This is a genomic window from Agromyces ramosus (assembly GCF_030817175.1).
In the GTDB taxonomy this organism is placed as follows: Bacteria; Actinomycetota; Actinomycetes; order Actinomycetales; family Microbacteriaceae; genus Agromyces; species Agromyces ramosus_A.
In genome coordinates this window covers 2,431,350-2,449,742 of the sequence record NZ_JAUSYY010000001.1, presented here as the reverse complement: position 1 = coordinate 2,449,742, position 18,393 = coordinate 2,431,350, and the positions used below count along the sequence as shown (strand labels likewise).

17 protein-coding genes are annotated in these 18,393 nt (G+C 72.5%); 13 read left to right on the top strand and 4 right to left on the bottom strand.

Annotated features, from left to right (window positions below):
- Positions 1-100 precede the first annotated feature (100 nt).
- Entirely contained in the window at positions 101-1,318 is a 1,218-nt protein-coding gene (locus QFZ26_RS11485; protein ID WP_307042192.1) for a pyridoxal phosphate-dependent aminotransferase, read from the top strand.
- Between the two features lie 103 nt (positions 1,319-1,421).
- The gene (locus QFZ26_RS11480) at positions 1,422-1,640 is read left to right on the top strand and encodes a dodecin (protein ID WP_307042190.1); all 219 of its coding nucleotides are present in this window, start codon (positions 1,422-1,424) and stop codon (positions 1,638-1,640) included.
- An 18-nt stretch (positions 1,641-1,658) separates the two neighbouring features.
- Here the strand turns inward: QFZ26_RS11480 and QFZ26_RS11475 are convergent, their stop codons facing one another.
- Positions 1,659-2,603, bottom strand: coding sequence for a LysR family transcriptional regulator ArgP (locus QFZ26_RS11475; RefSeq protein WP_307042188.1), 945 nt, complete (start codon positions 2,601-2,603; stop codon positions 1,659-1,661).
- A gap of 77 nt (positions 2,604-2,680) precedes the next feature.
- On the opposite strand from QFZ26_RS11475, the gene QFZ26_RS11470 reads away from it, so the two are divergent.
- The 3 genes from QFZ26_RS11470 to QFZ26_RS11460 all read left to right on the top strand — a co-directional run bounded on the left by QFZ26_RS11470 (position 2,681) and on the right by QFZ26_RS11460 (position 5,313).
- Positions 2,681-3,424, top strand: a complete 744-nt coding sequence (locus QFZ26_RS11470) for a LysE/ArgO family amino acid transporter (protein ID WP_307045052.1) — start codon at positions 2,681-2,683, stop codon at positions 3,422-3,424.
- 115 nt (positions 3,425-3,539) lie between these two features.
- A complete protein-coding gene (locus QFZ26_RS11465) occupies positions 3,540-3,950 on the top strand; it encodes a YciI family protein (RefSeq protein ID WP_307042186.1) in 411 nt (136 codons plus the stop codon).
- A 19-nt stretch (positions 3,951-3,969) separates the two neighbouring features.
- Positions 3,970-5,313, top strand: coding sequence for an RNA polymerase sigma factor (locus QFZ26_RS11460; RefSeq protein ID WP_307042184.1), 1,344 nt, complete (start codon positions 3,970-3,972; stop codon positions 5,311-5,313).
- Between the two features lies 1 nt (position 5,314).
- On the opposite strand, the gene QFZ26_RS11455 is transcribed toward QFZ26_RS11460, so the two are convergent.
- The gene (locus tag QFZ26_RS11455; RefSeq protein ID WP_307042182.1) at positions 5,315-6,889 is read right to left on the bottom strand and encodes a carboxypeptidase-like regulatory domain-containing protein; all 1,575 of its coding nucleotides are present in this window, start codon (positions 6,887-6,889) and stop codon (positions 5,315-5,317) included.
- A gap of 274 nt (positions 6,890-7,163) precedes the next feature.
- On the opposite strand from QFZ26_RS11455, the gene QFZ26_RS11450 reads away from it, so the two are divergent.
- The 6 genes from QFZ26_RS11450 to QFZ26_RS11425 all read left to right on the top strand — a co-directional run bounded on the left by QFZ26_RS11450 (position 7,164) and on the right by QFZ26_RS11425 (position 14,178).
- Entirely contained in the window at positions 7,164-8,057 is an 894-nt protein-coding gene (locus tag QFZ26_RS11450) for an ABC transporter ATP-binding protein (protein WP_307042180.1), read from the top strand.
- A complete protein-coding gene (locus tag QFZ26_RS11445; RefSeq protein WP_307042179.1) occupies positions 8,054-8,869 on the top strand; it encodes an ABC transporter permease in 816 nt (271 codons plus the stop codon). Before QFZ26_RS11450 ends, QFZ26_RS11445 begins: the two co-directional genes overlap by 4 nt.
- 20 nt (positions 8,870-8,889) lie before the next feature.
- Entirely contained in the window at positions 8,890-10,131 is a 1,242-nt protein-coding gene (locus tag QFZ26_RS11440; RefSeq protein WP_307042176.1) for a sensor histidine kinase, read from the top strand.
- A complete protein-coding gene (locus QFZ26_RS11435; RefSeq protein WP_307042174.1) occupies positions 10,128-10,769 on the top strand; it encodes a response regulator in 642 nt (213 codons plus the stop codon). Before QFZ26_RS11440 ends, QFZ26_RS11435 begins: the two co-directional genes overlap by 4 nt.
- A gap of 443 nt (positions 10,770-11,212) precedes the next feature.
- On the top strand, positions 11,213-12,475 hold the full coding sequence (locus tag QFZ26_RS11430) for a bifunctional phosphatase PAP2/diacylglycerol kinase family protein (protein WP_307042172.1): 1,263 nt from the start codon (positions 11,213-11,215) through the stop codon (positions 12,473-12,475).
- Complete coding sequence (locus QFZ26_RS11425; RefSeq protein WP_307042170.1) at positions 12,472-14,178, top strand: long-chain-fatty-acid--CoA ligase; 1,707 nt, start codon at positions 12,472-12,474, stop codon at positions 14,176-14,178. Before QFZ26_RS11430 ends, QFZ26_RS11425 begins: the two co-directional genes overlap by 4 nt.
- A 114-nt stretch (positions 14,179-14,292) precedes the next feature.
- Here QFZ26_RS11425 and QFZ26_RS11420 read toward each other — a convergent pair whose 3' ends face one another.
- The gene (locus QFZ26_RS11420; RefSeq protein WP_307042168.1) at positions 14,293-14,961 is read right to left on the bottom strand and encodes a LuxR C-terminal-related transcriptional regulator; all 669 of its coding nucleotides are present in this window, start codon (positions 14,959-14,961) and stop codon (positions 14,293-14,295) included.
- On the bottom strand, positions 14,954-16,183 hold the full coding sequence (locus QFZ26_RS11415; RefSeq protein ID WP_307042165.1) for an ATP-binding protein: 1,230 nt from the start codon (positions 16,181-16,183) through the stop codon (positions 14,954-14,956). The genes QFZ26_RS11420 and QFZ26_RS11415 overlap by 8 nt, the downstream gene beginning before the upstream one ends.
- A gap of 114 nt (positions 16,184-16,297) precedes the next feature.
- On the opposite strand from QFZ26_RS11415, the gene QFZ26_RS11410 reads away from it, so the two are divergent.
- A complete protein-coding gene (locus QFZ26_RS11410; protein ID WP_307042164.1) occupies positions 16,298-17,995 on the top strand; it encodes a PspC domain-containing protein in 1,698 nt (565 codons plus the stop codon).
- A gap of 1 nt (position 17,996) precedes the next feature.
- Positions 17,997-18,380 carry a hypothetical protein gene (locus QFZ26_RS11405; protein ID WP_307042163.1) on the top strand — a complete coding sequence of 128 codons (384 nt, stop codon included), beginning with the start codon at positions 17,997-17,999 and terminating at the stop codon, positions 18,378-18,380.
- Positions 18,381-18,393: the final 13 nt, after the last annotated feature.

Below are 18,393 nucleotides of genomic sequence, written 5' to 3'. Positions count from 1 at the left end.
TGCAGCGTACCAAGAGTGGGACGATTGTCCCACTCGAGTGCGCAGATGAGCAGGTCGATTCAGCTCGGCGCGCGCCCGCGCGGCGAAGTACGCTGGGCAGGTGACCGAACACCCGCGCCTCTCCGCCCGTATCGCCGCCATCGCCGAGTCCGCGACGCTCAAGGTCGATGCGAAGGCGAAGGCCCTCCAAGCCGAGGGGCGCCCGGTCATCTCCTATGCAGCCGGCGAACCCGACTTCGCGACGCCCGAGTACATCGTCGAGGCGGCGCTCGCCGCCACGCACGACCCCAAGAACTACCGGTACACGCCGGCCGCGGGCCTGCCCGAGCTGCGAGAGGCGGTGGCGGCGAAGACGCTGCGCGACTCCGGACTCGAGGTCTCCCCCGGCCAGGTCGTCGTGACGAACGGCGGCAAGCAGGCGGTCTACCAGGCCTTCCAGGTGCTGCTCGATCCGGGCGACGAGGTGCTCGTGCCCACTCCGTACTGGACCACGTACCCCGAGGCCATCAAGCTCGCGGGCGGCGTGCAGGTCGACGTGTTCGCAGGCGCCGACCAGGGCTACCTGGTCACCGTCGAGCAGCTCGAGGCGGCGCGAACCGACCGCACCAAGGTGCTGCTGTTCGTCTCGCCGTCGAACCCGACGGGTGCCGTCTACCCCGCCGACCAGGTGCGGGCGATCGGCGAATGGGCGCTCGAGCACGGCATCTGGGTCGTCTCCGACGAGATCTACCAGAACCTCACCTACGCCGACGACGAAGGCGGCGCGCCGCCGCGTGCGCTCTCGATCGTCGAGGCCGTGCCCGAGCTCGCGAACCAGGCGATCCTCGTCAACGGCGTCGCGAAGACCTATGCCATGACCGGCTGGCGGCTCGGCTGGATGGTCGGCCCGGCCGACGTCATCAAGGGCGCCGCGAACCTGCAGTCGCACCTCTCGTCGAACGTGTCGAACATCTCCCAGCGAGCGGCGATCGCCGCCCTCAACGGGCCGCAGGACGCGGTCGAGGAGATGCGCCGGGCGTTCGACCGCCGCCGCCGCACCATCGTCGCCGAGCTCGCGAAGATCGACGGCATGACCGTGCCCGTGCCGCAGGGCGCGTTCTACGTGTACCCCGACGTCTCGGGGCTGCTCGGCCGCGAGTGGGGCGGCGTCACGCCAACCACCTCGCTCGAGCTCGCCGACCTGATCCTCGACCAGGCCGAGGTCGCCGCGGTGCCGGGCGAGGCCTTCGGCCCGTCTGGCTACCTGCGGCTCAGCTACGCCTTGGGCGACGCACCCCTGCTCGAGGGCGTGCAGCGGCTGCAGCGCCTGTTCGCCTGACGCGCCACCGCTCCCCGCGGCGACACTCGACCATCGCCCACGTGCCGGAGTACCGTCGGCAGGAGCGGGAACGATGGCGTCCCACCGCGCGGAGGAGATCACGATGAGCAACCACACGTATCGCGTCAGCGAGATCGTCGGCACGTCGCCCGACGGCATCGACACCGCGATCAGCAACGGCATCGCCCGCGCCGCGGCGACCATCCGCAACCTCGACTGGTTCGAGGTCGTCTCGGTGCGCGGAGAGATCGAAGACGGCGCCGTCGCCCACTACCAGGTGACGATGAAGGTCGGCTTCAAGATCGAAGATCCTGAGGCCTGATCCGCGCATCGGTACGCGTCAGCGCGTCAGCGGCCGCAACGCGGTGCGCGCCTCGGCGCCGAGCTCGTCGGCGATCGTGTCGAGGAGCGGTGATCGCAGGTTCCACTGCTGCCAGTGGAGGGGCACGTCGATCGGCGACCCGCCGAGGCTGACGAGGTCGCCGCTCGCGAGCTCGGCGTCGCACTGGAAGCCCGGGAGCATGCCCCATCCGAGCCCGAGCTTGATCGCCGTCGCGAAGTCGTTGGACGCCGGCACGAAGTGCCGGGGCGGCGTCTCGGGGTCGAGGCCCGACGCGGCGAGGTACTCGCGCTGCAGGTCGTCGCGACGGTCGAAGTCGACGATGGGCGCGGCCGCCAGCGCGGCACGGTCGTCGGGCGCGGGTGAGCTCGCGGCATCCGCTCCGCTCGTGCGCGACGGTGCCGTGAGCGCCCACCTCGCGACGAAGGCGGGAGTCGCGACGGCCTGGTAGCGCATGACGCCGAGCGGGCGCACGAGACATCCGGCCACCGGCGTCGCCTGCGAGGTGACCGCGCCCATGACCGTGCCCGACTCGAGGAGCCCGGCGGTGAAGTCCTGGTCGTCGCGGTGCAGGTCGAAGACCACCGGATGCCGCGCGGCGACTCGGGCGAGCGCCGGCAGGAACCACGTGGCGAGCGAATCGGCGTTCACCGCGAGCGGCACCGACACGGGTCGCGCGGTGTCGTCGCCGAGGCCGAAGTCGGCGAGCGCGTCGTGCTCGAGGAGCGCCAATTGCCGCGCGAGCCGCACGATGGCCGCACCGGCGTCGGTGGCGCGCGCCGGCTTCGACCGCACGACGAGTACGCGCCCCAGTTGCAGCTCGAGCGACTTGATGCGCTGCGAGACCGCCGACGGCGTGATGCGCAGGCGCCGGGCGGCCGCGTCGAACGTGCCCTCGTCGATGACGGCGGCGAGGGTCCGGGCGAGGTCGAGAGGAATCTCCATCTGAAGCGATGCTAATGCAGCTGAAGAATCTTGAGCTGGATTGCTTGACGGATGCCGCGTACCGTCGGTTCGTGCCCATCTCCTCCGCTCTCGCCGGCCTCGGCCTCGGCCTCTCGCTCATCGTCGCGATCGGGGCGCAGAACGTGTTCGTGCTCCGGCAGGGCATCCGGCGCGAGCACGTGTTCGCCGTGGCGGCGATCTGCGCGCTCAGCGACCTCACGCTCATCCTCGTCGGGGTCTCGGGCATCGGGGCGGTGCTCACGGCGGTGCCGTGGCTCGTGGAGGTCATCCGCTGGGCCGGCGCCGCGTTCCTCGTGGGCTACGGCGTGCTGGCCGCCCGGCGGGCGCTGCGCCCGAGCGGCGAGGCGCTCGTCGCCGGCGGCGATGCGTCCGCGGTGACGGATGCCCCGGGGCGGGCGGATGCCGGGGACGGGACACCCGCGGCATCCTCTCGCCCCGGGGCATCCGCTGCCCTCGCGACCACGACCACGACCACGACCACGACCGTGCCGCGCACCCGCGTCGCCCGCTCGACGCTCGCGACCGCGGTGCTCACGTGCCTCGCCCTCACCTGGCTGAACCCGCACGTGTACCTCGACACGGTCTTCCTGCTCGGGTCGGTCGCGAACACGCACGGCGACGGGCGTTGGGCGTTCGCGGTGGGCGCCGGGGTTGCGAGCATCCTCTGGTTCTTCGGCCTCGCGTACGGCGCACGCCTCCTCGGCGGCGTGCTCGCGAGCCCGCGGGCCTGGCGGGTGCTCGACGGCCTGATCGCCGTCGTGATGGTCGCGCTCGGCGTGCTGCTCGTGCTCCCGCACTGACGCCGGCTCGCGGCAGGTGTCGATTCGCCCTGCCGCCGTTCGTCGTGTGGGCATACCGTGTGAAACACGGAGGACACCATCGAGTACGACAGACCCCAGCACTGAGGAGCAGACCATGCAGTACATGATGTTCGTGGCGACCGACCCCGAGGCCGAGTCCTTCGTTCCGGCCGAAGACAACATCGGCGAGTGGGTCGCGGAGGTCGACGCGCGAGGCGTGCACGTCTTCGGGCAGCGGCTGCGGCCCGTCGAGGACGCCACCCTGGTGCGCGTTCGCAGCGGTGAGCTCCTCGTGACCGACGGCCCCTTCACCGAGTCGAAGGAGTGGATCGCCGGGTTCGACGTGCTCGACTGCCGCGACCTCGACGAGGCGATCGAGATCGCGAGCAAGCACCCCATGGCGAGGTTCGGTCGCATCGAGCTCCGGCCCTTCTGGCCGATCGACGCCGCCGAGGACCCCGTGGCGCGGGAAGATCGCGAGGCCGGCGATCGCGGGCGCCGCACCGAGCCGGCGTTGGGGTCGTGAACGCGACGCCTGGTCGCGCATGAGCGGCATCGACGATCGGGCAGCGCATGCCGCGCCCGACTCGGCCGGCGTCGGCGGCGAGGTCGCCGACGCCGGGCCCGGGGCCGCGCACGTCGCCGACGCGGTCACCCGCGTGTACCGCGAGGAGTGGACCCGCATCGTCGCCTCGCTCATCCGTGCGACGGGCGACTGGGACCTCGCCGAGGAGGCGGCCGCCGACGCGTTCGAGCGGGCAGCGAGTCGGTGGGAGGTCGAGGGCGTGCCCCGGAATCCTGGCGCCTGGCTCACGACCGTCGCGCGGAACCGCGCCCTCGACGTGCTGCGCCGCCGGGGCGTCGAGTTCGGGAAGCTGAAGGAGTGGATCGCGATGGACGAGCTGACGGGCGGCGGGTCGCCGAACGATCCGGCTGACCTCGCGGCATCCGGGCCCGAATGGGACGACCGCCTGCGGCTCATCTTCACGTGCGCGCACCCCGCGCTGCCGCTCGAGGCGCGGGTCGCGCTCACCCTGCGCACGGTCGGCGGGCTCGAGACGCCCGAGATCGCACGCGCATTCCTCGTGCCCGAGGCGACGATGGCGCAGCGTCTGGTGCGCGCCAAGCGGAAGATCCGCAACGCGGGCATCCCATACCGGGTGCCGTCTGCCACGGAGCTTCCCGAGCGGCTCGGCGGCGTGCTCGCGGTGCTCATGCTCGTGCACAACGAGGGGTACCTCGCGTCGTCGGGCGACCGGCTGCTCCGGCTCGACCTGCAGGAGGAGGCGATCCGTCTCACCCGGCTCGTCGTGGCGCTGATTCCGGATGCCGCCGAGGCCCGTTCCCTCCTCGCGCTGCTGCTGCTCCAGCACGCGCGATCCGCCGCCCGCGTCGACGCCGACGGCGAGCTCGTCTCGCTCGAGCACCAGGACCGCTCCCGGTGGAACCGGGCCGAGATCGCCGAAGGGCTGGCACTGCTCGAGGTGCGCAGCCCGGGACATGAGGTCGGGCCCTACCGGGTGCAGGCCGAGATCCAGGCGGTGCACGCGCGGGCTCGAACGGCGGAAGACACCGACTGGCGCGCGATCACCGACTGGTACGACGTCCTCCTCGCTGCAGGGCGGACGCCGGTCATCGAGCTCAACCGCGCCGTGGCGCTCGGACTGGCCGGCGACGTGGAGGACGCACTCGCCGAGCTCGGGCGGCTGGAGGCATCCGGGCGGCTCGGCGACGCTCACCTCCTCGCCGCGGCGCAGGCCGAACTGCTGCGCCGAAGCGGGCGGGTCATCGAAGCGGCGCGACGGTACCGCACCGCGATCGAGTTCGCGCCGACCGGGCCGGAGCGCCGCTTCCTCCAACGGAGGCTTGCGGCGCTCGACCCGGCCTGACTCACCCCTGCGCGGTCGGAACGAAGATCGGCACCGCCTGCACGGGACCCGACCACGCGCTCACGACGCTCGTGGCCCCCCAGCCGGGCTTGTGGCCCGTGACCCGCACGGAGAGGTACGCTCCGGCGTCCTGCTCGGTGGGAGTGTACTTGCGCGACGTGGCTCCCTCGATGGGCTGGCCCCAGCGCAGCCACTGGTAGGAGAAGCGCACCGGGTCGGGCGTCCAGTCGCCTGGCTCGACCGTGAGGAGTCCGCCGACCTGGGGAGCGCCGACGATTGACGGCATGCCCGGCGCCATGCGCTGCTTCACGACCTTGGTGGGTTCGCTCGTCGTCGTGGCCGAACGCACGCCGAATGCGGAGCCGGTGACGCGTACCGAGATACGGGTTCCGAGGTCGGCCTCGGTGACGGTGTACTGGTTCCAGAAGGTGCCCTCGATCGGCTGGCCGTCGCGAAGCCATTCGTGCCGAGTCGTATCGAGGGCGGGAGTCCAGGTGCCGTTGTGGACGGTCAGCGTCTCGCCCGGAGCGGCGTTGCCGACGATCGTGACGGTGCCGGGAACGATCGTTTCAGCGAACGGAGCGATCTCGGCGTCGAAGCCCGTGAGCGTCTCGCCGTCAGCGATCGTGATGACCGTCGCCGAGTCGAAGTCGACTGCGTCGGAATACCACTCCTCGATGAACTCCCCCGGGGTGTCCTTGAACGTGCCGAAGCCGAGTCGGTACTCGCCGGGCGCAAGAGCATCGATCGTGTAGGTGCCATCCGCTCTGACGCTGGTCACCTTGACGGTCCATCCGTTCGCTCCGTGGACGCTCACCGGGGAGCCCACGACCGATGAACCGTCGCTCGAAGTGACAACTCCCGAGATCGTGCCGCCACGGCTCAACACGGCGTCGACCCCCGTCACAGCAGCTCCGGCACCGACGACGACGAGCTCGGGGGACTCGAACGGGGCGAGCCCGCCCGAGCTGACCGACAGGCGGTAGGATCCGGCGTCCAGCCCTTCGATCACGTAGGTACCTGCGGCATCCGTCGTCGCGTACCCGCCGCGGCCGAACGGCGCCACGTTGGTCACCGACACGGACGCGCCGGCGACAGCGGAGCCATCGACAGCGGAGGTGACGGTGCCCCTGATCGACGCCAGGCGAGGAAGCACGACCTCGGTGGTCGTAGTGCTCCCGGCAACGACCTGCACGATCGGCAGGGTGGCGAGTTCCTCGAGCGTCGGCCTGAAGCCGGCCATCGCGGGGACGTTGGCCCACCCGGTGGCCATCCACTGGCGCACCGCCAGCCGGTACTCGCCGGCCGGAAGGAAGGACAGGGTGAACGCCCCCGCCGTTGCGGATGCGAAACCTCTCGGCATCGTCGAGTCCACGGGGTAGACCGTGACTTCGGCGCCACCCGTCAAGGGCACCGCAGGATCTCCTTGGCCGACGATGGTTCCGGAGATGGTGCCAGACGTCTCGTCGGCTGATGCCGGCACCGAGCCGCCGAGGGCGGCGCCAGCCGACAAGCTGAGGGCGAGGAGCAGCGTGATCGCGCGCGATCGCGCGCGCGGAATGAGGTGGTTCGTCATCGAATCCTCTGGGTAGGGCGCAGAGCGCGGGGGAAATGCACGGCATTCATCGCCGGACACGCTGCTGAAGCATATCCGGCCGCGCGCACGTTCCCGATACGCCCCACTCAGGCCAGGAGGCGAGGATCGCGGGGCCTCGCGGCACACGCGCGCACCGGGCACCGCGTGGGATGCATCCACCATTGATGGTGCGGCATCATCCACCCATCGGTGGATGGTCGAATCGACCGCATGGGGGCTGCCGCGCGAGGCGACGACGCGGCAGGCTCGGAGCATGGACATCACACGCACGGATGCCGCGGTGCGGATCCGCGGGCTCCGCAAGGTCTACGGGAGGCTCGCCGCGGTCGACGGCATCGACCTCGACATCGCACGCGGCGAGACCTTCGCCCTGCTCGGACCCAACGGTGCCGGCAAGTCGACGACCGTCGAGATCCTCGAGGGTTACCGGCTGCGCACCGCCGGCGAGGTGAGCGTGCTCGGCGCCGATCCCGCGCATGCGGGGCTCGACTGGAAGGCGCGGGTCGGCATCGTGCTGCAGTCGGCCACCGAGAGCGGCGTCTTCACGGTGCGCGAGCAGCTCGCGCACTTCGCGAAGTTCTACCCGAACCCGCGCGACGTCGACGAGGTGATCGCCGCCGTGGGCCTCGAGGCGAAGGCGCGCACGCGCATCTCCAAGCTCTCGGGCGGGCAGCGCCGACGCGTCGACGTCGCGCTCGGCATCATCGGCCGGCCCGAGCTGCTGTTCCTCGACGAGCCGACGACAGGGTTCGACCCCGAGGCGCGCCGCGAGTTCTGGGACCTCATCCGCGGCCTCAAGGCCGAGGGCACGACGATCCTCCTGACGACTCACTACCTCGACGAGGCCGCGCAGCTCGGCGACCGCGCGGGCGTCATCCTCGGGGGGAAGCTCGTCGACGTCGGGCCGGTCGACTCGCTCGGCGGCGCCGACGCGCGGGTGCCCATCGTGCGATGGCGAGGCGCTGACGGCGCCCCGCACGAGGTGCGCACCGAGCGGCCGGCCGAGCTCGTGGCATCCGTCGTGGCGGAACTCGGCCGCGAGCCCGAGGGGCTCGAGGTCATCCGGCCGGGCCTGGAAGACATCTACCTGCAACTGGTGCGCGCGGCCGGCGCCGACGCGCGCGACGACGAGGAGGCACTCGCATGAGCACCGGAATCCTGCCGATCGGCGCGTCGCGCATCGGCTACGAGACGAAGGGTTACTTCCGCTCGCCCGACGCGGTGTTCTTCACCTTCCTGTTCCCGATCATCATGCTCGGCATCTTCACGGCGGCCTTCAGTGCCGCCGGCGACATCGAAGTCGCCCCCGGCGTCGAGGGGATCTCGGTGGGCGCCTACTACCTTCCCGGCATGCTCGCGGCCGGCATGCTGCTGTCAGGCGTGCAGAACCTCGCCGTCGACATCGCCACCGAGAAGGGCGACGGCACGCTCAAGCGACTCGGGGGCACGCCCCTCTCGCCGGTGTCGTACTTCCTCGGCAAGATCGGCCAGGTGTTCGTGACGGCCACGCTGCAGGCGGCGCTCCTGCTGCTCGTCTCGGCGACGCTCTTCGGCATCGCCATGCCCACCGAGGCAGGGGCGTGGCTCACGTTCGCATGGGTGTTCGTGCTCGGGGTCGCGACCTCGGCCCTCCTCGGCATCGCGCTCTCGGCGGTGCCGCGCTCGGGCAAGAGCGCGACGGCGGTCGTCATCCCGATCGTGCTCGTGCTGCAGTTCATCTCGGGCGTCTACCTGCGCTTCAACATCCTGCCCGAGTGGATGCAGAACGTCGCGAGCCTGTTCCCGCTGAAGTGGATGGCGCAGGGCATGCGCTCCGTGTTCCTGCCCGATGCGTTCAAGGTGCTCGAGCAACAGGGCGAGTGGGAGCTCGGGTGGGTCGCGTTCTGGCTCGTCGCATGGCTCGTCGTCGGGCTCGTCATCAGCCGGTTGACCTTTCGATGGATCCGACGAGACGCGTGACCGCGTGCGAAGGTAGCAGCATGCTGACAGTGCGGTGGTGGGATGCCGCGGCGATCGCCGTGGCATCCGTCACCGTGCTCATCACCCTTCGGGAGCCGCCGTACGGTTCGGGCGAATGGGGCACGTGGGCCGCTGCCGCCGCCTTCCTCGTGCTGTACGCCGTGTATGCGCGCCGTTTCGTCGCCACTGGGGAGCCCGCGGCGCCGATGGGGCACTACGTCATGATCGCGGTCTCGTTCGCGGCGATCGTCGCGGTCGGCGCATTCTTCGAGCCCGGCGTCGCGATCCTGCAAGCTTTCGTGTATCCGTTCCTGTGGGCCACGGCGCCCGCGATCGCCGCCGCCATCGCGTCGAATGTGCTGGTGGCCGCCGGCATGGCCGTCGGCTACGCCCTGCACTTCGGCGACCCGTTCAGCGGCGTGCCCATTGCGACACTCTCCGTCGTCTTCAGCATCGCGCTCGGACTCTGGATCACCCGCATCGCCGAATACGGCGAGGAACGCGGGCGGCTCCTTGCGGAGTTGCAGGCGGCGCAGGGTCAGCTCGCCGCGATGCATCGCGATGCGGGCGTCGTCGACGAACGGGCACGGCTTGCCCGTGAGATCCACGACACGATCGCACAGAGCCTCACCGGGCTCGTGATGGTGGCGCAGCGGGCGGGCAATCGGCTGGCGCCGGTCGACGGCGAGGCGGCCGACGCAGCGCGCGGTGACGTCGAGCTCATCGAGCAGATGGCCCGCGACGCGCTCACCGAGGCGCGGGGGCTCGTGGCATCGCTCGCACCCATCTCGGCCGACGGTGGACTCGGCGATGCCCTGCGTCGCCTCGGCTCTTCGTTCGAGCGCGAGACGGGGGTGCAGGTCACGGTGACATCGGATGCCGCGGCACTCAGCCGCGAACACGAGGTCGTGCTGCTCCGCGCCGCGCAGGAGGGCCTCGCGAACGTGCGGAAGCACGCTCAGGCGTCACATGCCGAGGTCACGGTCGCACTCGCCCCGGTCGGCGACGAGGTCGTGCTGAGCGTGCGCGACGACGGCGTCGGGCCCGGCTCCACGGTGCCGGGCGAGCGCGGGTTCGGGCTCGCGGGCCTCCGCGACCGGGCTGCGCTGGTCGGCGGGTCGTTCGCGGTCGAGCCGGGCGCGGGCGGCGGCACCGTGCTCCGCGTCACCGTGCCGAGCGCCCGGCCCGATGCCCACGACGACACCGTCGACACCACCGACCGCGCCGACAACGCCGCAGGAGCCGCAGGAGCCACCGAATGACCGATCCGATCCGCATCGTCGTGGCCGACGACCACCCCATCGTGCGAGCGGGCATCGTCGGGCTCCTCGAGTCGGAGCCCGGCATCGAGGTCGTCGGAGAGGCGGCCGACGGCGCCCAGGCGGTCGCCGTCGCCGAAGCGGAGCGACCCGACCTCGTGCTCATGGACCTCAGGATGCCGGTGCTCGACGGCGCCGCGGCGACCGCCCGCATCGTCGCGACGTCGCCTGGCACGCGGGTGCTCGTGCTCACGACGTACGAGACCGACGACCACATCCTCGCCGCGATCGAGGCGGGTGCGAGCGGCTACCTGCTGAAGGCGGCGCCGCAGGCGGAGATCCTCGCCGGCATCCGCGCCGTCGCCGCCGGCGAGACCGTGCTCGCGCCGTCGATCGCGGCGAAACTCGTCTCCCGCGTTCGCGCAGGTGCCTCCGCGGCATCCGCTGCCCCCCAGCTCTCGCCGCGCGAGCTCGAGGTGCTGCGTCTGGTCGCCACGGGCCGATCGAACCCCGAGATCGCCCGGTCGCTCTTCATCGGCGAGGCGACCGTGAAGACGCACCTGCTGCACGTCTTCGAGAAGCTCGAGGTGAACGACCGCACTCGCGCCGTGACCCGGGCCATGGAGTTGGGCCTGATCTGAAGCATCTTCGCGCGCCGCTCCGCAACCCGTGGACGCGACCCGCGCCCGCACCTACGCTGTCGGGATGGCATTCACGAGCCTCCGCGTCGCCGTGCGCCGCACCCGGATCCTGCCGCATTGGGTGCGGCGCGTGGATGCCGCGGCCGGCGCGGCCGTGAACGGGCGGCACGCGCATCCACTCGCCGACCGGTTCTGGTCGCACGTGAGCGGGTTCGCCGACAAGGGCGTGCTCTGGTGGAGCCTCGCGGGCGCGTTCTTCGTGGTCGGCCGTCGTCGCGCCGCCGGCCGCGGCCTCGTGTCGCTCCTCGTGGCGAGCGCGCTCACGAACCTCATCGCGAAGCGCATCTTCGGCGGTGACCGCCCGCTGCTGGCCGACGTCCCGATCGGCCGGCACCTGCCGAAGCCCCCGGTCACGCCGTCGTTCCCGTCGGGCCATTCGGCGAGTGCCGCCGCGTTCGCGGCCGGAGGTCGCCCTCGAGTCGCCTCGGCTCGGCGCGACGCTCGCGCCCGCGGCGCTCGGGGTCGCGTATTCGCGGCTGCACACGGGCGCGCACTGGCTGTCCGATGTCGTCGGCGGCATCGCGCTCGGCGTCTGGGTCGCCGGGCTCAGCGCCGTCCTCGTGCGCCCCCGGCCCGGCGAGATGCCGCTGCCCCCGCCGAGCGGTCGCGACTGCACCCTGCCCGCCTCGCCCGACGGCGACGGGGTGTTCTTCGTCGTGAACCGGTCGTCGGGCACGGGCGTCGTGCGGCAGGACCCGGCGAGGGTGCTCGCCGATCGCCTGCCCAACGCCGAGATCCAGCTCCTCGACAACGACGAGGATCCCGGCGAGGTGGTGCGCGCGGTGCTCGCACGCGACCACCCGCCCCGCATCCTCGGCGTGTGCGGCGGCGACGGATCGGTCGCGTCGGTCGCCCACCAGGCGAGGGCGGCCGGCCTGCCGCTCGTCGTCGTGCCGGGCGGCACCTTCAACCACTTCGCGCGCACGGCGGGCGTGGCATCCGTCGACTTCGCCGTCGATGCGCTGCAGCGCGGCGAGGGTGTGCGGGCGGATGTCGCGGAGCTCGCGTTCGGCGACGACCAGCCGATCACCGTGCTGAACACGGCCTCGGTGGGCATCTACCCCGACTTCGTCGCCGAGCGGGAGCGGCGCGAGCAGCGCTGGGGCAAGTGGCCCGCCGCCGTGATCGCCGCAGCACGCGTGCTCCGCCGCTCCGACCCGGTGACGATCGTGGTCGCCGGACGCCGCGCCCGGGTCTGGACGCTCTTCGTGGGCGTCGGGCCGAACGACCCGGGTACCCCCGCGCCCCTGCAACGACGGCGCCTCGACGGCGGCGTGCTCGACGTGCGGATGCTGCACGCCGGCTCTCGCGCCCGGGCGGCGGCGTCGCTCGCGTTCGGCCGGCGCACGAGCGCGGTGCTGCGGAGCATCCGGCTGCTGCCCCGGCGCATCGAGTCGTTCACCACGAAGTCACTCGAGGTGACGGTGCACCCGCGGCACGGGCAGCCGCCCGGCTTCGCCCACGACGGCGAGGTCGCGCTCGAGGCGACGGCCGAGGCCTCCGCCCGCGACCCGCGGCTCGGATACCGCAGCACCGTGCGGGTGGTGGCCGCGTCGCTCAGCGTGTACCGGCCGGCCGCGACGCCACGAGCCGGCGACGCGATTGCCAGCACGAGACCAGTCACGAGGAATACGATCGCACGGTGAATCCGTACGAGCACCGACCCTGGCTGGCCCACTACGCCGAGGAGGTGCCGCACGAGATCGAGCAGCCCACGCAGACACTCGCCGACATGATCGACGATGCGGTCGCCCGCTTCGGCGGTCGCACCGCCCTCGAGTTCTTCGGGGCCGAGACGAGCTACCGCGAGCTGGGCTCGCAGATCGCGCGCGCCGCCGAGGGGCTGCGTCGACTCGGGGTGCGCGCCGGCGACCGGGTCGCGCTCGTGCTGCCGAACTGCCCGCAGCACGTCGCCGCGTTCTACGCGGTGCTGCGGCTCGGCGCGATCGTGGTCGAGCACAATCCGCTCTACACGCCGCCCGAGCTGCGGCACCAGTTCGAGGACCACGAGGCGAAGGTCGCGGTCGTGTGGGATGCGGTGGCCGACACGGTCGCCGACTTTCCACGCGACATCCGGCCGGCGCACCTGATCGCCGTCGACCTCACGCGCGCCCTGCCCTTCGGCAAACGGATGGCCCTTCGCCTGCCGATCCGCAAGGCCCGGGCGTCGCGCGCCGCCCTCACCACCAAGCCGACCGCCCGCGGCGTCGCGGCCTGGGAGAAGGTGGCCGGTGGCCGGCCCATCTCGAAGCGGCATCCGCGGCCGGGGCTCGACGACATCGCCCTGCTGCAGTACACGAGCGGCACGACCGGCACCCCGAAGGGCGCGGTGCTCACGCACCGCAACCTGCGCGCCAACGCCATGCAGGGCCGAGCCTGGGTGCCGGGCCTCCGCGAGGGCGACGAGGTGTTCTACGGGGTGCTGCCCCTGTTCCACGCCTACGGCATGACGCTCTGCCTGACCTTCGCGATGAGCCTCGGCGCTCGGCTCGTGCTCTTCCCGAAGTTCGACGTCGATCTCGTGTTCGCGGCGGCGAAGCACTCGCCGCCCACGTTCCTGCCCGCGGTGCCGCCGATCTACGACGCGCTCGCCCGGGCGGCGGAGCAGCGCGGCACGGCGCCGCTCCGGGGCATCCGCTTCGCCATCTCGGGCGCGATGAGCCTGCCCGAAGCCACCGTCGAGCGATGGGAGACCGTGACCGGCGGCCTCCTCGTCGAGGGCTACGGCATGACCGAGTCCTCGCCCGTCGCACTCGGCAACCCGATGGGGCCGACGCGGCGCCCCGGCACGGTGGGCGTGCCGTTCCCGAGCACCGAGATCCGCGTCGTCGACCCGGAGCATCCCGACGACGACCGGCCGGCGGGTGAAGCGGGCGAGCTGCTCATTCGCGGCCCGCAGGTGTTCCAGGGCTACTGGCGGCGCCCGACCGAGACGGCCGAGACGCTGCTGCCCGACGGCTGGCTCCGCACGGGCGACATCGTGCGCGTCGCCGACGACGGCTTCGTGTCGGTCGTCGACCGGGTGAAGGAGCTCATCATCACGGGCGGCTTCAACGTCTCGCCATCGGAGGTCGAGGGCGCACTGCTGCGGCACCCCGACGTGCGCGGTGCCGCGGTGGTCGGCCTGCCCCGGTCGGCGGGCGGCGAAGAGGTCGCGGCGGCCGTCGAGCTGCGTGAGGGCGCGGTCTTCGACGCCGAGGTGCTGCGCGACTTCTGCCGCGAGAGCCTCACCGCGTACAAGGTGCCCAGGCGCATCACGCCCGTCGATGAACTGCCTCGATCGCTCATCGGCAAGGTGCTGCGGCGCCAGGTGCGCGAGCGGCTCCTCGAGGAGCGCGCCGCGAGCTGAGCGGCCGTCTCAGATCGCGCGTTGTTGCAGGAGAAGAGGCGCAAGATCGCCTGAGGCGACGCCGTCATGCCCATTTTCCTGCGCTGGCGGGGAGTCGGGGCATGCGTCGCTTGGTCAGAGCAGCCGGCGAGCGTTGGCCCACGCGGTGAGCTCGTGCCGGCTCGAGAGCTGCAGCTTGCGCAGCACCGCCGACACGTGCGTCTCGACCGTCTTCGTCGAGATGAACAGCTCGGCGGCGACCTCCTTGTAGGCGTAGCCGCGGGCGATGAGCCGCATGACCTCCTGCTCGCGCGCCGAGAGCCGGTCGAGCTCATCGCTCGCCGAGGCCGTCTCGCCCACCGCTGCGCCGAACGCGTCGAGCACGAAGCCCGCGAGCTTCGGCGAGAACACGGCGTCGCCGCCGGCGACCGCATGCACCGCGCGGCTCACATCGGCACCGGATGACCCCTTCGTGATGTACCCGCGGGCGCCGGCTCGGATCACGCCCACGACGTCTTCGGCCTTGTCCGAGACCGAGAGGGCCAGGAAGCGGGTGCCGGGCACGGATGCCGCCGCACGGCGGATCACCTCCGCGCCGCCGCTCGTGCCTGCGGGCACGTCGGCCCCGGGCAGGTGCACGTCGAGGAGCACGACGTCGGGCGCGGCATCCGTCACCACCGTGACTGCCGACTCCACGTCGTGCGCCTCGCCCACGACGAGGATGCCGGGGTCGAGGTCGGCCTTCAGCCCCGACCGGAAGATCGAGTGGTCGTCGACGACGACGACGCGTACCGGGTCAGCCACGACCGGCCTCCTCGTCGGGGAACCGCAGCCGCACCTCGGTGCCGATGCCGCCGGCGCCCGCACGCACGACGGCCGAGCCGCCCGCCCGCCGCATGCGGCCGATGATCGACTCGCGTACGCCCAGCCGGTCGCCCGGCACCTCGGCGAGCGCGAAACCCGGCCCGCGGTCGCGCACGAACACCTCCACCGCCTCGGGGCTCGACTCCACGTACACCGACACCTCCCCGCCCGCGTGCCGGGCGGCGTTCAGCATCGCCTCGCGTGCGGCGGCCGCGAGCTCGCCGCTCCCCCGCTCGCGAGACTCCCCGACGACGACGACGTCGACCGTGACCGCGTAATCGATCTCGAGCGCCGCGCCGAAGTCGCGGAGGTCGGTGCCGAGATCGCTGTCGGCGGGCGTGTCGCCGGCGAAGAGCCAGTCGCGCAGCTCCCGCTCCTGCGCCCGGGCGATGCGGGCGACCTCGCTCGTCGCCCCGGCACGATTCTGGATGAGGGCGAGCGTCTGCAGCACCGAGTCGTGCAGGTGCGCGGCGATCTCGCTGCGCTGCTCCTCACGGATGCGCTTCGTGCGCTCGGCCGTGAGGTCGCGCCACTGGGCGATGAGGGTCGGCACGTAGACGAGCGCGATGCCGATGACGGCGGCCAGCGCGGCGGCGAACGTCGGCACTGGGTACCAGTACGCGTTCGGCCCGAGCACGAGGGCGAGGGCGGTGATGACGAGCAGGGCCGTGGCGGAGATGCGCACCGCGAGTTCCGTGCGCGGCCCCCGCGCCGGGTCGGGGCGGTCGATGAAGGTCGCCCAGGCACCGGATGCCACGGCGAGCCCGACCCCGGCGAGCACCACGCCGAACCACCAGTCGAGCCCGGTGCCGCCGGCCTCGACGATGCGGCCGCTCGTCGCCCACGCCGTGAGGAGTGCCGCAGCGGAGCCGGCGACCAGGATCCACGCGACCGGCGCCCGGTGCGTCGGCCGCTCGTCGCCGGGCGCCACCGCCATGAACGCCCACAGCCACGCGTAGAGGAGCATTCCGGCGCCGCCGGCGAAGGAGAGCACGATGAAGGCCGCGCGCACGATCGCCGGCGGCCAGCCGAGGTGGGCGGCGAGGCCGGCTGAGACGCCCGTCGCGACGCAGTGCCGCGCGCGGGCGAGCGGCACGACGCCGACGCCGCCCGCGGGCGACGTGCGCGAGGCATCCGCCACGGTCTCGCCGGTCGACTCCATGCCAGCCATCCAAGCAGACCCGCGCCCGGCCACCGAGGCCGGGGCGTGCGGCTCAGGGTCGAATCAGGGATTCACCCCATGGCGGGGCATCCGCCGCACTGCCAGCATCGAGGCATGGAGACGAACTCGACCGCCCCAGAGGCGGGCCCAGCACCGGACGACGTGAAGGGGGACTCCACGGGGTCCGGCCAGTCTGCCGAGGGCGCGGCCGGATCGGCTCCATCCTCCGGTGCCCCCGGTGCGGCCGGTTCCGATCGGCGAGCGGATGCCGCGGCCGCGCCGGGCACCGGCATCGGCTTCTCTGCCTGGCTCCGCCGGCTCGGCGTTCCGCGACGGGCCGGATGGCTCGGCGGCGTGTGCGCCGGGGTCGGCGCCCGGCTCGGCATCGACCCGATCATCCTGCGCGGCATCGTCGTCGTGGTCGCGGTGCTCGGTGCTCCGTTCGTGCTGCTCTACGCGATCGCGTGGCTGCTGCTGCCCGACGTCGACGGCGAGATCCACTTCGAGCGGCTCACGCGCGGCGTCGTCGACCCGGCGATCGTCGGCATCGCCGTCATGGGCGTGATCGGCTTCGTCCCGCTGGTGCAGGGCGGCTGGCTCGGTTGGCGCTGGTGGCCCGATTGGTCGGTCGCCGGCATCGACGTGCTGTGGCCACTGCGGGTGCTCTGGGTGATGGCCGTCGTCGCCGGCCTCGTCGTGCTCGTCATCTGGCTCGCGCGTCGAGCCTCCCAGCACTCCCCGGGCGGCGGCGGACCGCGAATGGCTTCCGCAGGCGCCGCCGCCGGCCCGGGGAATCCAGCCGGCACGTACCCGTTCCCGCCCGCTGAACGGCCTGCCGCCGCGGCGACCGGCGCGGTGGCGTTCACCGCCGCGGCAACGACGGCACCGGAGACGGCGCCTGCCGCGCCCCCGGCCGACGCGACCGCCGAGCCGCCGGTGCCCGCAGAAGGCGCCGACGCCGCGGCCATCGCGGAGTGGCGCGCCCAGCACGAGGCGTGGCGTCTCTCGCACGCGGCGTGGAAGACGGCGCAGCAGGACGCCGACCGCGCCGCACGCGCCAGGGCCGCCGCCGAGAACAAGGAGCGCGCCATCGCCCTGACCGCCCTCGCCGAGGAGGCTCGGGCCGAACGTCGGGCGAGTCGGCCCCGTGCGAGCGCCGCCTACGTCTGCACCGCCATCGGCATCGCCCTCGTGGCCGGCTCGATCGCGGCGATCTGGGCGCTGGGCGCAGCGGATGTCGCGGACTTCGCGATCCCGATCGCCTTCGCCGTGGCCACCATCGTGCTCGCCCTGGGCATGTTCGTCGCGGCACTGCGCCGGCGCCGCAGCGGGTCGCTCGCGTTCTTCGCGACGCTCACCACCGCGTCGATGCTCGTGGCCGTCGCGGGCGCCTCGATCATGCCGCAGGGAGCGCTCGTGCCGCCGAGCTACGGCATCGCGGTCGACCACTCCCAGCGTCTCGTGCAGCCGTTCGGCGACGCCTACTTCTACGTCACGCCGAGGTTCGACTCGGGCACGCCGACCATCGAGCTCAGCCAGGGCACCGGCGACACCTGGATCACGATCGACCAGGGCGCCCGGGTGCTGCTCGACGCCGCTGAAGCCGGCGCGATCGAGCTGTTCATCTCGTCACCCGACGGCTCGACCGAGTCGATGCCGCAGCTCGGCGATACCGACAGCAGGGTCCTCCTGCTCGGCGGCGACACCGGCGTGATCAGCCCCGCCGAGGGGGGCGCCGAGACCGCCGACGTGCGCATCGTGCTCACGCAGCAATCGGGCGACGTGCACGTCGACATCCGTGAAGGAGCATGAAATGAACGCGTCCGCTGAGACTCCGGGCACGACGCCGGAACACCCGACCGACACGGATGCCGCCGTCACGGCCGTCATCGCCGGCTGGAACGACCGGGCGCACGACGAGCCCGCCAGTCCGAGCGACACGGGCGCCGCGGCATCCGCCCACGCTCGACCGACCGTGCGCTGGGGCGCGCTCGTCTGGTCGCTGCTGTTCGGCGCACTCGCCGGCACGGCCCTGTGGATCATGCTCGACCCTGACCGCCGGGAGGCGACCGGCGAGTGGCTCACGACGCTGAGCCCGCTCGCGGCCGCGCTCTACGCGGTCGTCGTGCTGGGCATCATCGTGGCGCTGTTCGGCATCGTCGGGCTCATCCGCCGCGGCGAGCGCGCCACGCGCTGACGAGCCCGCGAAT

What these genes read in the sequence shown, in the direction of transcription:
- QFZ26_RS11480 (WP_307042190.1), top strand. Translation starts at nt 1,422, where the DNA reads ATGAGCAACCACACGTATCGCGTCAGCGAGATCGTCGGCACGTCGCCC.
- QFZ26_RS11475 (WP_307042188.1), bottom strand. Translation starts at nt 2,603, where the DNA reads ATGGAGATTCCTCTCGACCTCGCCCGGACCCTCGCCGCCGTCATCGAC.
- QFZ26_RS11465 (WP_307042186.1), top strand. Translation starts at nt 3,540, where the DNA reads ATGCAGTACATGATGTTCGTGGCGACCGACCCCGAGGCCGAGTCCTTC.
- QFZ26_RS11460 (WP_307042184.1), top strand. Translation starts at nt 3,970, where the DNA reads ATGAGCGGCATCGACGATCGGGCAGCGCATGCCGCGCCCGACTCGGCC.
- QFZ26_RS11455 (WP_307042182.1), bottom strand. Translation starts at nt 6,889, where the DNA reads ATGACGAACCACCTCATTCCGCGCGCGCGATCGCGCGCGATCACGCTG.
- QFZ26_RS11450 (WP_307042180.1), top strand. Translation starts at nt 7,164, where the DNA reads ATGGACATCACACGCACGGATGCCGCGGTGCGGATCCGCGGGCTCCGC.
- QFZ26_RS11445 (WP_307042179.1), top strand. Translation starts at nt 8,054, where the DNA reads ATGAGCACCGGAATCCTGCCGATCGGCGCGTCGCGCATCGGCTACGAG.
- QFZ26_RS11440 (WP_307042176.1), top strand. Translation starts at nt 8,890, where the DNA reads ATGCTGACAGTGCGGTGGTGGGATGCCGCGGCGATCGCCGTGGCATCC.
- QFZ26_RS11435 (WP_307042174.1), top strand. Translation starts at nt 10,128, where the DNA reads ATGACCGATCCGATCCGCATCGTCGTGGCCGACGACCACCCCATCGTG.
- QFZ26_RS11415 (WP_307042165.1), bottom strand. Translation starts at nt 16,183, where the DNA reads ATGGAGTCGACCGGCGAGACCGTGGCGGATGCCTCGCGCACGTCGCCC.
- QFZ26_RS11410 (WP_307042164.1), top strand. Translation starts at nt 16,298, where the DNA reads ATGGAGACGAACTCGACCGCCCCAGAGGCGGGCCCAGCACCGGACGAC.
- QFZ26_RS11405 (WP_307042163.1), top strand. Translation starts at nt 17,997, where the DNA reads ATGAACGCGTCCGCTGAGACTCCGGGCACGACGCCGGAACACCCGACC.